The sequence below is a fragment of the Nocardia takedensis NBRC 100417 genome (genome assembly GCF_000308695.1).
In the GTDB taxonomy this organism is placed as follows: Bacteria; Actinomycetota; Actinomycetes; order Mycobacteriales; family Mycobacteriaceae; genus Nocardia; species Nocardia takedensis.
Genome location: NZ_BAGG01000057.1, coordinates 17430 through 34645 on the forward strand (window position 1 = coordinate 17430; position 17216 = coordinate 34645).

Consider the following 17216-nt stretch of genomic DNA (forward strand, 5'->3'; position numbering starts at 1 on the left):
CAACGCTTCGGCAGGTCTGCCGGGTGGGGATATCAACTGTCAGATGTGTGCGTTCGCCTACCTGTCGGCGCAGGTGGGGAATCCGGTGGCGGCAGGTCCTCGCCTCGGTGCGTTCCGACGTGATCCCGATCTGCACAGTGTGGGGGCGGCGGAGCAGTTCCTGGGTTCCGCGCGGGTGGATGTGCGAACGACCTCCGACGGTTCCACACGGTCGGTGGCCGATCAGGTGGCGGCCATCAACGAACAGATGGTGGCCCTGGACGCGACCATCGATCGCTCCGAGGGTGACCCGGTCGCCGGTGCGCTCGGGTATGTGCGCGTGGCGTGGCGGTCTGCCGCCCTGGACGAGAATGCCGAGCAGATCGAGGGCGAGTCCGCGCTCGAGGCGGGCGCGCACGCTCTGGCTCTGTCCGTGCATCCTGATCCGGTTACGGGGAATCCGATCGTGAAGTGGGTGGACGCGCAGACGGGGGTGGTGCGTAGCGATCCCCTCCCACAGGAGTGGTTGGACAGAGTCGCGTATCTGGAATTCGTTCCCGGTACGGAGGCGACCATGCGGACCGCCGAGGCGCGGCGCGTGCGGTTGGCGGCCGCGCTGGTGCACGCACCGGCGCGGGAATCCGACGATATCGACGCGGCGAACGGTGTCGACAGGTCGAACTGGCCTCATCCGCGCACGTTCATGAGCGCGGTGGTCGGGGAATCGCCGGAGGCGCCGGTTGGACACCGGAATCCGATCACCTCGCAAGCACCGGGGGAGCCGGGCCGGACGGCCGACTACGACGCGTCACCGGTCGCCGCATCGGTGTTGTCGGGAGCGGGGAAGGTGTGTGCTGGACGGGCGATCCGGGCATCGGTCGCGGTGTTCTCCGGACATCCGAGAATCGCGGTCGGTGATCTGCGGTCGGGTGGTCCGTTCGGTGTCGAGCACGCCTCCCTGGATGCCGGTGAGCGGAAGGATCTGGCGGACTGGCTGAACCGGGATTGGTATGTGCACGACGACCCGGACGTCCCGGTGCGGGAATTGCTCGAGGATATCGAGGCGTTGGTGGACCTGCCCGAGTACGGGGTCGGATCGGTCGCGGTGGTGGATGTCCCCGGTCGTGGTCCGCTCGTGTTGTCGAATCGGCCGCGGCAGCCGGTCTGGTGGGATCCGGCGGCGGGTTCGGAGCTCGACTGGTCATCGGTGCAGACGCCGCCGACAGGGCCGATCCATGTGCTGGCGGCCTCGGCGGTCACGGTCGAGAGCGCGATCACCGAGACGCTGCCGGACGCGTTCCTCGGTGTCGGTCGTCCGTCGATTTCACCTGGTGAGAATGCTGATCGGCCCCGGTCGTCCGACGGGCGGACGGAGGTACGGACGCGCGCCCACGAGAGCGAGCACGCGGGTCCGTCGGTGGTCGCCGGGAGTGCGGCGACGGCGGTTGCCGAGGGTGATCCGGTCGCGGATGACGAGCTTCCGCCGTATTCGGATGGCGTGGTGGGGGTTGTCGGACCGCCGGTGATCGAGAGTGCTCCGCCGAACGATGATCTGCCGCCGTATTCGGAGGGCGCGTCTCGCCCGGGGCGGAATCCTGGTGCGCCGCCGTCCAACCGGTCGACACACGATCAGGCGCCTCTGCCGAGTTATCTGGACAGCGAGGTCGACGAGAATCTCTACGCGGCCCCGGCCGAGATCTTCCCGCCGGGAATGTACGCCCCGGCCGATCGCCGGCGGTTGCGGGAGGTCGAGCACATGCTGCGGCGTCTTCCGCTCCGAAGGAATTGGAATCCCGGGGCGTTCATGGATCTGGCGCTCGCGGTGACCGGCTCCGACCACAATGTGTTGGCGGCGTTGACGTTGATGTACACCCAGGCCAACGGAGTCCCGGCGGTGGCGAGTCCACGGATCGGCTCTCCGTCGACGGATCCGGGATTGGGCGATTGGCAGATCGCCGAACGGTGGATGGGCGCGAAGACGATCGACCTCGGGCTACCCAACCGCTCGGACCATATCCACAACTGGTTGGGGAGGCCGATCAATCAGCTGCTGACCATGCGCGGAATGGGGCAGGGATTGGTCGAGCTCGGGTTTGCCGGACGTGATCCGAGCGGGCGACGGCAGGACGATCCCGGGGGTCCGGCGGTCGGGCGCAGAGCGGTCTATCCGGTGATCGGTGACAGATGGCTCGACTATCGTGGGGCATTAGGCCCTTATCCGCCAGATCTCGTAGAGAGGATTGCTTCCGTCAGGGTCATTCCCTCCTCCATGGAGCACATCGGTTTGGCGAGTACGCATTGGCGTGCGTTGGACGCGGCGTTGTGGTCGGCGATGGAGGGACGTTTCGCGGCGTTCCAGCCCCCCGGGAGTTTCTCGGCGACGACACCGGGCGAGGGTTACGGGCGTCTGACGGTGCTGCCCGGACCGGGGTTGTTCCGTGATCTCGAATCGGTCAAAGCCGTGATCGCCTCGTTCCAGGGATATCCGAGATTCGCGGTGCGCTACGAATTCACCGCGGAGATCGATCGGCTCGACGCATACGTCGTCGGAGTGCGCCGACGACGGCCCTATCCCTTCGTCGTGCCCACGGCGCGGGACATGATCTCGGATCAGGAGATCGCGGAGCTGGCCCAGTGGTTCGGCGACCGTTGGACCCGCCCTGCCGGCGAGTGGGCGGGTCAGCAGCTGGCGGTGGCCGGTTGGCGGCTGGGTGAGCTGGGCGTCGGTTCGGCAGCGGTGGTGTTGTTCGACGGCAGATCACCTTTGGTGCTGCTGCGTCCCCTGTCGGAGGAAGCCGGAGAAGAGTTCACCCTCGCCGAAGTATCGGTATGGGATCCGAAGGCGTTGGCGGAACGCCCACTGCTGGAAGTATTGAGCGAGTGGGAGACCGTCGCGGGAGTCGTGCCGGACGGTGAGCCGAGTTTCGTGGCCGCCTCGTCGGAAACCTTGCGGACCTCGATCGCGGGCGCGCCCGAACAACGGTGGCTCGCCCGACCCCTGTCCGAACCCGCCCGGACACCGACCTATCAGCGGCGACGGGACCAGATCGCGGAACGCCTACCTCGTTCGCAGCGGATGGCCGGATTCTTCTCCCGCGTCGGTGACCGGGTGCGTGGTAGCACAGGAGCAGAGAACGGAGATTTCTCGACCCCGACGCGAGCCGACGAGGCGAACGACGAACGCCTCGCACAACCGCGGGCCGCGGCGCGTGACTCCGTCCCGGGAGTGGCGGCCGGCGGGAGTGGATTCGTCCTCGGTGAGGTCGACGCCGACGACACCGCGTCGGAGTCGGTCACTCTGGTCGGTTCGACCCACTCGACCGACGACTCGGACACCCTCATCGGCGAGCCGGACGCGCCGCGACCGCCGCGACGGCCACCCGGCTGGGTTCCGCCGCTGGAGCAGATGCGCGCCTCGATGATCGCGCCGAGCGCGGTCTTCCCACCCGGGGTGTTCGCACTCGCCGACCCCGCCGCGCAACGCGAGCTCGAGGAGTTGGTCGGCACCCGCACCTACTGGGATCCACATGTCCGACGCGAGCTGGCTCGGGCGGTCGGCGGCGCGCTGCCCCGGCGTGGCGGGCCGAGCAACAGTCTGCTGTGGTCGCTGGCGATGATTCCCAGCTGGATGGGCATGCCGATGGCCGCCGGGCCTGCGACCGGGACGTTCCCCGCCGACCCCGCGCTGTCGGGCCGACGGATCTCCGAACGTTGGCTGGGAGCCAAGACCGTCGACGCGCGGACCCGACGCGACGGTTCGCCGCGGGACATCGTTTCGCAGATCGCCACGATCGACTACAAGATGATCGGTATCGGGGCCAGATCCGCCGCCCAGGTCACGGTGAGTTTCCACCGATTCGGACCCGACGGTACGACGGTGCTGCTCGATGACGAGGGTCGACCGGAGATCGTCGGCACTCGCCACCTGGCCCTGCTCGTCCCGCCGGGGCCCCGGTCAGGACGCGCGATCTCGCAGTCGGCTTGGGTGGACCGCGAGGGCGGATGGGTCGAGATCCCCGCCTTGATGCCGTGGGAGTTCGTGGAGCGACTGGCCGCCATCGAGGTCATCCCGGCCACGGCCGAGCAGATCGACAAGGCGCACAGCCATTGGCGTGACGTCTTCCGGGCCCTGTGGTCGGAGGAAACAGGGGACTTCGTCTCGGCCAAACCGCCGGGGAGTTTCAGTCTGGACGACGGGGGGCCCGCCTACGGATACCTGATGGTGATGGCCGGAAACGGGCTGTTCCGTCCGCTGGAGTCCATCGACGCACTCGCCGCGAGTTTCGTGGGCCGTCCACGGTTCGCGGTCCGCTATGTTCCCGAGTTCGAGATGGGCGCGCCGCGCACCCGGGAATCGCTGATCACCCCCCAGGAGATCGCGGATCTGGCCCGGATGTTCGACACCACCTGGGCACCGCCGCCCGGCCCTCCGAATGCGTCGCCCACCCGTCAATTGAGTGAGATCGCGGCTCGGTTCGAGGGTTTCGGGGTCGGCTCGATGGCCGTGGTGATGTTCGACGGCGGCTCCCCCCTGGCGATGCTGTTCCCCGAGCGGGCCGACTCCGACGCGGCGTTCGCCCCGGAGGAGATCCTGGTCTGGGATCCGGAGGAGTTCCTCGAGCGGCCGCTGACGGAAGTCACCTCGCTGCCCGAGGGCCGGATCAGCTACATCATGGCCTCGGCGGAGACGATCCGGACTTCCATCGCAGGCCCCGCCGACACTCGTTCGCCCGCCACCCCGCTTCCGGCGGGTGGGCAGGTCGAACTAGCCCCGGAACGGCCCGACCGCACGGCCCGCATCGCCGAGTTCTTCACGCGTTCCGGGCGTTCGATGCGTTCGCGGTTCAGGTCCGGGGAGAACGGCGCTCCCGTGCTGCCCGCCGGTCCCGCCACGCCGGAATCGCAGTCTTCCTCGGTATCCGAGATCACCTCCGCGCACTCCGTGGGTGTGACCTCGAATACCGATGAGGGCGCGCCTGCTCGTCCAAGGCCCGGTCGCCTGCCGTCCCTGCACACCCCCTCACTCGGCGCCCGCGACTTCGGCGAGGGCAGCCACCACAACGGCACCGCGACCACCGTCCGCGTCGGGTCGCGAACGCTGGAGATCACCGTCCCCCCGGACACCGGCGACACCGAGGGCGACAACCGCTACCGCGACGCTCCCGCTCACGACGGCTCGACCGACCTGCCCGCGCAGCGGGAACGGCCCCGGACCGGGCCCGCTCACCCCGAAACGCTGTGGCTCGACGTCAATTGCGGCGTCCTCGCGCTCGCGCAACTGTCGGCGTTCACGGGGCGGCCGAACGCGCGGGTGCCGCAGGAGCTGGCCGGGATCGAGGGCATCACGGCGGAAGCGTTGTCGGACGGGGCGGGTGCGCCGCTCCGTCCCTTCCGCGACCACGCCGACATCGCCGCGCAACTGAGCCCGCTGGGGCCGGGCGCGGTGGCGCTGGTGGTGGACGTCTACCAGGGTTACACCAACGTCGAGGGGGTGGGCGCGCACGCCTACCTGCTGCGCGTCGGCGACGACGGTGACGTCGAGGTGCACGACTGGTCCGATTCCGCCACCCGGGTCTTCCCGCCGAGCGTGCCGCGCGAGCTGGCGGGAACCCACGCGGTGCTCTACGACGCGGAGGGCATGCCCGTGTTCACCGTGCCGACGGACGCGGAGAATCTGGCCGCCGTCACCCGGATCGGTGGGCGGCCGCTCAGCGATCCGGTCCGGGAGTTCGGCGCGCTGCGGCGGGGCGCGGAGGACCTGATCCACGTCATGCCGATCCCGCAGCGCACGATCGACTGGCTGCGCCGTCACGTCGTGCACGCCGTGGAGACCAGGGACGGCAGATTCGAGGCGGTGCAATGGCTTCAGGAGGTGCGGGAATACAATCCGGACGCCACCCCCGAGCAGATCCGCGAGAAGCTGGAAACCCTCGGCGTCGACGACGTTTTCAAGAAAAACGTCGACCGGCTCCTGGCCACCGGCCCGGCCGCGAGGGTCGACCGTTTCGTGCGGGGAGCGAAACCGGGCGGCCGCGTCGAAGGCGACCGGGACGCGAAATTCCGTGCCGCCGTCGACCGCAAGCTCACCTCCCGACTCACCACCGCCGAGATCGACCGTCTGCTCAGCGAATCGGGGATGCCGCTGGCGGTCGAGTACCGGGGCACACCGTTCCCGGTGTTCCTACGTCTGAAACTGCGGGCGCGCGAGAACTCCCGGCCGAATCAGGGCCCGGCGGTGAGTACGCAGCGTTGGACCTACGGAATCCTGGAGACGGCCGATTCGGCGGGCAGTCACAGCCTGCGCTCGGCCGCACTCTCCTACAGCTATCTGCGGGACATGTTCAGCCGCACATTCCTCAACCTGGGCGTGACGCCCTCGCTGAGGGCCACCCACAACGAACTGTCCTCCGGCGCTTCGGTGTTCGCCACGATCCAGTCGATCATCAAGAAGCGCAGCACCGAGGCCATGGCGGTCCCGCACGACTACGAGATGCAGTGGGAGCTGCGACTCAACGACGACGGCGTCGCCGGCGTGCTGGCCGCGGATCTGCCGACGGCCGAGGGCTGGACGCCCATTCCGGAGCCCGCCCCGGACGATCTGGTCGCGTGGTTCCCGAAATACCTGGACGAGAGCCCCGGACTCCCGAAGGTCGACCCCGACGACGACGCCACCATCCCGCCGCCCTACCATCGCGACCCGGCGGACCCGACCCCGCAGTTGTCCCTCGAGCAACTGCCGTTCTACGGTCCGCTCGACTTCCCACACCACGACCGCCTCTTCAGCGATGTGATGGCCTCCTTCGGCGATCAGGTCGCGCACATCTCGCAGGGTTCGGCGTCGCAGTTGCGGGAGTTCTTCGGCGGCAACTTCCGCGGCAACATCCCGATGATGCACGGCGGTTCGGTGCAGTCGCCGACTCTCTACACCGCCTCGGGTGACCCGCTGGGGTACTTCCAGATCCAGATCCCGGACTTCCACGGCGGCGAGACCCTCACCGGCCCCACCACCACGCCCAACGCCTCCCGGCTGGAATACAACGTGCTGCGGGCGTTGCGCACGATGGCCACCGCCAAGATCTCCAACGCCTTCGGCGGATCGGTGTCGCTGTCGTTCGGTCTGGGCAAAGGCAAGGCCGACGAGAAGACCGGTTACGCCCCGATCGGCGCGAACCTCACCCCGTTCAAAGCCGGTCTCGCGCACAAACACAGCCATTCGCTGACCTACGGCGGCCGGGCCTTCACCTCGCGCGCGCTGCGTCTGGTCGCGCACCTGCTGCACACCACGCCGCAGATGGAGGTCCGAGTCACCTTCGTCCGCCCCGACGGACCGGTCATCGAACCGAAACCGGGCACGCCGCTGGCCCCGAGGGCGTCGGGCGGGCAGCACGGGAAGCGCTACCCGGTCAACATGCTCGTGCCCTCGAAAGCCTCCCTCGGCAGCGCGCCGACGGCCGAGCAGCGCCGCTACCTGCCCCCCGACCTGCTGCACCTGCGACAGCTCGGACTGCTGACCACCCCGCTGCAGGTCGACATTCCCCAGGACGTGCTCGACGGGATCGAGACCTACATCGCCGACAAGGGTTTCCTCCCGCCCGACACGAAGCATTCGACCCTGCTCGACCAGGATTCGACCAAGAACCAGCTCTTGGAGAACTCCCGCAAGCTCGCCCAGATCAAAGCCAGGCTCAATCGGCTGGGCACCGCGGACGAGATGATCCAGGGCGGCGCGCGCACGGTCTTCGAGAAGTCCAACGGGGTCGACACCGAGCGTGTCACCGTCACCATCAAGGCGCTGCGGGACTACGGGACCGAGGACGGCCGCTACGACCCGGACGGCGATCCGAACGCGGGCGTCACCCACGAGTGGATGCTGCCCCAGGTTCAGACGATGAACTATTCGGGCATCATCCTGGCCGGCGCGGAACGCTCCGAGAGCACCCCGTTCGCCTGGGATGTCGGCGCGGGTTTCGCCTTCACCAATCCGTTCGACGTCGAGGGCGGCCAGGCGCTGTCGAGTGTCAACGGCTCCTACGACCGGACCGGCAGCACCTCGAACGCCGTCGAGAGCGGCCACAACCACGCCGAGGAGAACTACACCTTCAGCCCCGGTCCCAAAGCCGCCCAGCCCGGCATCCAGATCTTCGGCGTGCCCACCCGCTACGTCGTGGAGATCGCCTACAGCCACGGTCCGTCCCCCGAATCGATCGAGGGGAAGGGCAGCTACCACCTGGCGGTGCCGACCTACCTGACCGGCGCGACGCCCGCCGCCGGACCGCCCGCCGAACCGAGTATCCGCGACGACGCGGACACCGACCTGACCGAAGTCACCGAACGCCTGGGTCTCGCCGCCACGACCTCGATCGAGAAAGGGGTCGGCAGGCTTCCGCTGGCCGCCGTCGTCGCCGCCCACCCGGTCGGCGAGATCCTGCACGAGGCCACCATCGGTCTCATCGCCGATATCGAACGCGAGGCCGCCGAGAGCCTGGACGAACCGCGCGACCCGGTGCCGGGCGCGTTCCCGGAGTCCTCCGACGAAGTACTTCCCACCCACCGGCCCGAGTCGGAAACCGGTCCGCCCGCGCCGAGCCCGTGGTACTCCGCCGTCAGGGCGTGGTTCCGGTCGCAGCCGCCACCGACCGAGAGCATCGAACTGCCGGTGCGCGAACCTGTTCCGGCCCCGCCCACCGAGCACCGCGCCGAGGTCCCCGACGACGAGCTGTCCGAGATCGACATCACCGACCTCCCGCACCCCGACACGTTCCTGCTGTCCGACTCCGAGTCGGAGCTGTCCGCGCCGAGCACCGAGAGCGAGCCGCCGCGGGTGCCGGGCGCGTGGCTCGACGACGACTCGGCGCAGGCCGAGGTCGGACCCACCTGGTCCGACCTCGGCAACCGTGCGTGGGCCGGCGCGGCAGGATTCGGCAAGTGGCTGTGGCGCAACGCGTTCGGTGTGCCGGCGGCGCATCCCACCTCCGGGGTGCAGTCCGCCGTGCACACCGCGTTCTCGCCGCACCACATGACCTCGTTCGCGCCGTTGATCTTCCGCGACTCCTACAAGTTCGAGAGCGAGATCCCCGGCGGCGTCGCCGGCGCCGACTACAGCGTCGACGTGCGCGGCTGGTTCGACAACATCGAATCACTCGGCGCGACACCCATCGACACCGAACACTGGCTCGAAGGCACCAACAGCACCGCGCGCGTGCGGAGCGAGAACAGCGGCAACCAAGGCGGTCTCACCCTGCACGGCGCCTACGGCGCGGACGCCGATCAGAGCTTCCGGCCCAGCGGCGGCTGGCACGGCGACGACTCGACCAGCAAGCACGTCACCTCCGCCGACGCCACCGACACCATGCGGGTCACCTCCGACTACGGCGGCAACGTCTACCGGTTCGTGGCCGACGCCCACTACCTCGTCACCGTCAAGGTCGGCCTGCGCAACTTCCTCAGCGGACTCGCGCGCGGCAAGCCCTACGGCACCCGCACCCGCGTGATCGACGCGCCGAGACGGCTCGAGTTCTTCCTCACCGACAACGACCTGCACGACCACCCCGAATACCTGGAACTGGTCCGCAAGCACGCCGAGAGCCGCGGCGAACCCTCACCGGTCCTTCCCGAGGAACAAGAGCAGAAGGACGGGAAGTGGACGCCGACCGAGCGTCGCCTGCTCCCGGACGCCTACGCGGGCAAGCGCACCGACGACCCGACGACCGCCAAGGGGTTGCTGTCCTTCGGCGCGGTCACCGAGGTCGTATTCGAGGACGGTCGCGGCGCGCTGGAGAACGCCGCCGTGAACCTGGTGGAGAAGGTCTCGCCCGGCGCGACCGTCGTCGGCTCGAACAATTACCATCCCGGCGTCGCGACGCTGATCAACGAGCACACCACCAGTTTCGGCGTGCGCAACCTCGCCAACGCCGGGTCCGAGGGCAACCACACATTCCATTTCGTCGACCGGACCGGACTGTTCCCGCGCCTGGTCGGCGTCACGTTCACCACCCGCCCGCGCCCCGACGCCGACCTGCCCGACGGCCGGACACTGGCGACCCTGGAAGGCAAACAGGTGCCCCGCACCGCCGCCCTGGACAACGTCCACCGCCACATCCGGCCCGACGGCAACGCCCTGCTGGAACCGGACGCGACCAGCGTCGTCACCAGTCGGTCCAAGGGCAACCAGCTCAGCGTCACCTTGGGCGGGCAGAGCGACGGCCACCGCCCCGCGGGCACCCTCGCCCTCGAACGCACCGGCGCCCACAGCGACGTCCAGAACTCCACCCGCGACATCAGCGCCTGGCAGCGCAGCAGCGACGCCCAATACGAATTCAAGGTCCCCACCGAATACAGCGTCACCGTCGACTGGCGGCCGATGACCGAGACGCTGTCGGCCTACCTGGCCGACAAGGCCGGGGACATGTTGATCATGAGCGGGCTCTCGATGGGAGTCATGCACGGGTTGGTTCCGGCGGAACTGCCACCCTCAGGCGACTCCGAGACCTCCAAGGTGAACGCCACTTCCCATGTGCGACTGCTCGTCTCGGACACCAAACCGCTGCCGACGGCAGGCGTGAGCGCCCCCGAGGTCCCGCGCACCGCACCGGCGATCTTCGGGTTCGACCCGTCCGCGACCGAACTGCGCCCCGCCCGGATTCGCGACGGCGCGCCCGAGGGCGAGGACGTCGACCTGGAGGCCGCGACCCACATCGAACCCGCCGACGAAGTGCCCGCGGACGTGCGCGGACTGCTGGCCCCGGACCCGTGGATTCCCGAACTGCCCTTCGACATCCGCGAATTCGACGGTTCACCACAACTGGCCGCCGCGCTGCTCGCGGTGGACCCCTCGCTGCACACCAACGACGGCACCCGCTCGGCGGAAGCCACCTACAACCGCCTCGTCACCCTTGTCGCCAGCGGTGCGCTCACCCCCATGGGACCGCAGTCCACCGCGCCTCTGCTCAACGTCGAACCGTCCGACACCGTGCCCGCCCCGCGCCGACACGCCGCGGAGATCACCGTCGACGGCATCCGCCTCAAACTCAGCCTGTATTCGCCACGCCCCGAGGACTCCACCAAGTCGACCGCCATCGACCGCTTCGAGTTCTCCAACGACAGCATGAGTTCCAGCGAGAGCAAGAGCACCACCGTCGCCCCCACCTTCAGCTACACCGGCCCCCTCACCGACGACGGCAACCACCGCGCGGGCGTCGCGGGCGTCCCGCTCGCGGGCCACACCGAGACCAAGGGCGCCACCGGCGGCATCGGCAGCGTCCGCCGCAACCTCTGGCGCACCAATGCCCCCACCGACGGCCAACGCCTGCGCACCGTCGCCCTCGTGGAAGTCCAAGGCCCGAAAGGCACGGTCTGGGTCACCGCCGACATGGTCCTGCGCACCATCGAAACCCCACCCGCGAGCGCGACCACCCCCAAACCGGCTGCCCCACCCGAAGATCCGACAGCCAAGCCCGCACCCGAGGACCAGGCAGGATCCGACGGCAAACCGAAACTCGACGGGAAAGCCGAACCCGAACCCGGTACGGAGGGCGACGCCAAGGGCGAGGCGAAGGTCGAAGCGAAGGCGGGCGACACCGAGGTCAGCGCCGATGTGAAGGTGGACCCCGAGGCGGAAGCCAAGGCCGAAGCGGCCGCCGATGGTCCCACCGGAACGCAGGCGCGGCAACGGGTTCGGCTGTGGCGTCGGCCCAAGACCGGTGGGGCCGAGGCCAAAACCTCCGGACCGAAGGGCGGCGATCGTGTGCCGCCGCCGGAACGGCCCCGAGGTGAGCGATCGCCCATCGTGGACGGCGTTCCCGCACCGGCGGGATTCGTGTGGGAATCCATGCCGCTCGACGGCGACTGCTTCTTCCACGCCGTGGAACGCATCGTCCACGCCGCCCCGTACCGGTCGGAAGCCGAACTCGACCAACGGATCACCCGATTGCGCGGCCTGACCGCCGACGAACTGTCCGGTCCCCGGCGCGAGGCGTACTTCGCCCAGTTCCTGAATCTGATGCTCGCCGAACGAAACCGCGGAAGGACACTGACCGACGCGGAGCGGCGGGCCCCCGTCTCGCAGTCCGACATCGCCCGCTACAACGCGGCCTTCGACCGCCAGGTGGCGCAGATCAGAGGGCGCGGCGCCTGGCGGATGGGCGCATTCGACCTGGTCCCCGGCGCCGCCGCGGCCGCACTCACGCAGCAGGGCACGGTCCTGCGCCTCCACGATCGCCGAATCCGCCCCGGCGGCTGGACCTTCGGCGAGGACACCACCGCACACCCCGACGGCTCGGTTCTCATCGCCCACGAGCACTACTACTTGGCCGTCCCCGCGGTGAGCGCCGAGTCCGCCCCGAAAACGACAGCGACACCCGACGGAAGCCGTCGATCCGACGAAGACCCGTCGACCATCGACGGCGATGCGAAGACCGACGGCACGAAGACCGACGGTGCGGAGCAGGGTGGTGCGAAGACCGACGGCACGAAGACCGACGGTGCGGAGCAGGGTGGTGCGAAGAACGACGGTGCGAAGAAGGGAGGTGCGAAAGCCGGCGGTGCCAAGGAACGCGCCGCGGACGTGGTGATCGACGGCAGCGCGAAGGTGGACGGTGAATCGAAGGTCGACGAGGAGACGAAGGTCCTCGCCTACCCGAAGCCCATTGCCGGCCAGATCGATCGTGCGATCTCGCCGCTGACCGCACGCCCGCGTACTGCCCGTAGGCAGCCGACGATGGTCCTCGACGTGTCCGTCGACCTCGGGGAGAAGAAGGCTGATCCACGGCCGGGGACGAGCTGGCTGGACCTGTCCGACGACGAGTCGGTCTCCAGCGCCGACGACCTCGGGACGGACCTCAACGCCGCCCCGCCGCGTGATCCCGCCCGACAGTCGGATCGGGACGACGACACGGCGTTCCAGACGTTCGACTCGGCGCGCCCCACCCGATCGGTCCGGTTCGCGGTCGAGGGCGAGGAGGTGCGCCCGACACGGCTCAGGATGGCGGACATCCGGGCGGCGCTCGCCTCGGACGACACGGAGTCGATCGAGTCCTCGGATTCGGGCGAGCCCGTCGCCGCCGAACAAGCGGAGTCCACGCCGGACCGGCCGAGTTTCCTGACGTTCACGCCTCGGGACAGTCGGCCGCCTCGGTGGCCGGGCCGGCACGACTTCACCGCCGCGGCGCGAGCCACCCTGTCCGCGAGGGAGATCGCTCGGAGCATCGACCCGCGTCTGGACCCGCTGACGAGTTCCACGGAATCTTTCGCCGAATCCTTCTTGCTGCCGGCGGCGTTCGCGGAACTTCCGCACGTGCCACCGGCCGAGACGGCCACGGAATCGACCGAGTCCGCGCCGGTAGCGCAGAGTCTTGCGACGCCGGTTTCCGACGAGACCGATCCGAACGCCGTCACAGCGCACGGGTCCGACACCGTTACCCCGCCGGTAGTCCAGGGTCTTGCGACTCCGGTGTCGGAGGGAATCGACCCGCTCCCCGTGACGGCGCAGGAGGTCGAGACCGTTGCTGCGCCGATCGGGCAGGACCGTGCGACTCCGATATCGGCCGGGATCGATCCGACCGTCGTCACGGCGCAAGAGGTCGACACCGTCGCCGCACCGGTAGTGCAGGGCCGTCCCACCCCGATATCCGACGGCACCGCCCCGACCGCCATCACGACACAGCGGGCCGACACCGCCATGCCGGGAAATGCCGGGACGTCGCCGAACCGTCTGCGCCGCTTGCTGTCCCGTTTCGGACCGAGCCGTGCGACCGGACCACGAACCGCCCGGCCCGCCGAAGCGGCACCGGATCGCCGGCACTTCCGCGACATGGTGCGAGCCCCGCTGCACCGACTTCGCCACCGCAACGCCGAGACGAAACGACCGGCACGCGGCGACCGTGCCACCGAGCACACCGCCACGCCCGTCGACAGTGCGGAACCGAGGCCGCTCACCTCGCGAGAAGACGCCGACTGCGTCGTGGCCACCTTGACGGCGATCCGCGACAGTCTGCGCAAGAGCAGGATTCGGATTCCGGAACGTCGTTCGGCGTTGGCGGGGCGTTCGCGCCGGGAATTGGAGCGGGCCGCGGGCGCGGAGCTACACGGCTATCCTGACGACAGCGCCATCGTCCGGAATCTCATGATCCACGGACCCGGTGCGCAGGCCCTCGTCGTGGTCGAGCACGCGGCGCCCGCCGCGAACGCCGTGGGCGCGCACGCCTATCGGATGGTCAACGAGGGCGGCGTCGTCCGCGTGTACGACGCCGCCGATCCGACGCACACGCTGCCCGGCCAGCACCGGCCCGCCGCCGTGCACGCCATCCTGTTCACCCCGGAGGGCAGATCGCCCCGCCCGGTGTTCGCCCGTGGCGCGGTCGTTCCCGCGTTCCCGGCCGATGTCCGTATCGGCGCGCCCGAGAACCGCTCGGACCGTTCCGGACCCGGGCGGGCGGCGCAGACCTCCGGCGCGGCGGTGCACCGTGGCGGGGTTTCCGGCATCGACGGCAGCACCGCGGATTCCGGATCGGCGACCGGTCCGGCCCGTCGACTCGGCTCGCGTCGCCTGGGACGTCTCGTGTCCCGACTCCGCGATCGCGTGGGCTCGTCAGGGGCCGCGTCGAGTTCCTCGACGGGACAGGAAGATCGGGCCCGGCCGGGGGGAACCTCGCTCCGAGGCATTCGCGCGCTGGTCACGCGGAACTTCCGGCCGGAGCGTCCCGAGATCTCGGAGATCGCGACCGATTCGTCCCCACCGACCTGGGCTCCGTCGCCCGAGGACGGCAACCGAGTGCTGACCGTTCTGGCGCGAGCCGCCGGACAGTCCGATCTCGCGGCCGTGCGCGGCACGATCGCGCGGGGCATGCAAGCCGATCTGGCGCACTACGTCGAGTCGCTGGCCTCGTTCACTGCCGAGGGGCGGCGGGAATGGCAGGTCGAGGCACTGCGTCGCGCCCGAGGGAGGATCGAGCGCAGCAGAGAGGAATGGCGGCTGATCAGGCAGACGGTCGCGCTGCGGATGAGCGGGCAGATCGGCAGTGACGACGATCTGCCGACGACCGCGGCGGAAGCGCTGCGCATCGAGCAATTCGACGAGTCGGTGCGGCAGTTCGACGCCGCCGTCGAGCAACGCGCGCGGGAACGGTTGCGGACCCTGCTCGCGGCGGTGCGTGATCCGAACCGGCCCACCGATCATCTGATGAGTGTGGATCTGCTGCCCATCGCGGCGCGGGAACTCGGTCTCAACGTCGTCGTGTTGCGTCCCGGCCGGCCTCGCGACGTCTACCGGCACGGTCGCCCCGAGGCCCCGTTCACCTTGTTCTACGCCTCGGCCGCGCATCCGGATCACCTGCACGTGGCGACCACCGCGAGCGGTGCCCCGTTCCACCTTCTTTCCGGGGATCTGGACGAGGACTTCGCCTACGCGCCGCCCCCCGGTCACGAACGGGGACCGAGCACGCCGGCCGGGACCGATTCCGTCGACATCGGCCGCCTCGACGCGCACGGTGTCCGGGTCTTCGATTCCGACGCCGCGGGATCCGCCTACGGCGAGGCCGTGTTGGATCAGTGGCACCGGCTCACCCCGAGACGGCAGCACGCGGCCTGGGCCTATCACGCCGCGACCCTGAGCAATACCTTGCTGCGGGAAGGAAGCCGCGCGGTCGTGGAGGCGTTGGACCGGGGTCGCGCCGCCGTCGAGCACATCTCGTTGCTGACCGAACTGACCGGTGGCCGCGAACTTTCGCTCGACGCGCTGGCCGAGCACTACGACCACCCCGACCCGATGCATCTCTACGACGTGATGTCGGACCCGCACCGTGCGGGCGCGGTCGGCCGACTGCTCTACGCGCTGCGTTCCTCCGACGACCCGGAATCCCTGCTCGCGGGGACGAAATTCGAAGCCCGGTTCTACGAGCAGACCTTGGAACCGGTGTTCCGACGCTTCTACGGCACGATGCCCAGCCTGGGCGGGCTCGAGCGGGGAATCCGAACCCTCGACGAGGCGATGGGACCGCTGCCGAACACCGAGCCCGTGCGAGTCGTGCGCGGCCTGACCGGCATCTCGTTCATGCGGGACAACAGCGGAAGACCCCTGCAATTCCTGAGTTCCGATCCGTCGCAACTGGTGGGGACGATCCAGCAGGAGCCCGGCTACCTGTCCACTTCGGTCGGTCGCGACCTGACCACCTTGCCGGACGCCCGCGAGTTCGAGTACCGACTGAATCTGACGGTTCCGCCGGGGACCCCCGGTCTGTGGATCGGACAGCACAGCGGCGTCCCCGGCAGCAACGAACTCCTCCTCGCCCGTGACACCCGCTACCGCATCACGGGCGTCACCCGCGACGAAGCGAACGACTTGCTGATCATCGAGGCGGAAGTGCTTCTCCCCGACACCGCCGAGCCCGAACAGGACGACCGAGACAGCGAGAACACCGCCGACGAGACCGCCCCGCGACGCGACGCCGAGACCTCGCTCGATCGAGGCGTGTCGCTCGAATCCGGCGAATCGGTGTGGGAGAACCGGGACGCCGCCGAGTCCGCGACGCGGTCGCCCGACGCGGAACAGAGCCGGGTTCCTCTCGCGGATACGGGACAACAGCCGCCGGACGTCGTCACCGCGGGGCGGGAATTGAGCGCGATGCTCACCGGTGACGGGCCGATCGACTTCGCGCGGGTCCTGGCCGTCGTGGCTGACCGGCGGGCGGTCCCGCACCTCGAACAGGCATTGCTCGAGGCGGTCGGCAGACCACTGCCCGAGGTGCTCGATGAGACGGTGCGGCAGGGGCGACTGTCCGCCGCGCAGGAGTTCCGCCTCGCCCGTCTGCTGGGCCTGCTGCCGAAGCTCGACCTGCCGGCCGGAGTCGTCTCGCCGGTCGCAACGACAGGCTCGGACGTGTCAACGGCGTGGGAAACGCGCGTGACCGAGTACGTCGAGGCAATGCTGGGAATGCGCGATATCGAGCACACCCTGGCCTTCGTCGAACACCTGGATCGCGATCCGCGGGCGCTGCGGGCGGTTCAGGACGCCTATCGGGTCCGCACCGACGGCCGCGACCTCGCGGTGGATCTGCGCGCCTACCTGCCGGAGGACGGCGACTACCTGGACCACGTCTTCGCCGAATCGGCGGACCAGCGCGTGACCCGGGGGGAGTGAAAGCCGATCGCTCGTGCTTCGGACACCGTGCGCCGTCTCGACGGCGCGGACCCGAGGACGAATCGAGGTGTTCCCGGGCGCGGCACCTCGAGGATTGCTCGTCCGG

1 protein-coding gene (only partly in view) is annotated in these 17216 nt (G+C 69.4%); it reads left to right on the forward strand.

Annotated elements, in window-relative coordinates; translation table 11 throughout:
* Nucleotides 1–17110 carry the 3' portion of an ADP-ribosyltransferase gene (locus ON30_RS11600; RefSeq protein WP_169334903.1) on the forward strand. Its footprint begins 16937 nt before the window's first position, so only the last 17110 of its 34047 coding nucleotides appear in the window; its start codon lies off the left edge, out of view; its stop codon occupies nucleotides 17108–17110.
* The last annotated feature ends 106 nt before the right edge of the window (nucleotides 17111–17216 follow it).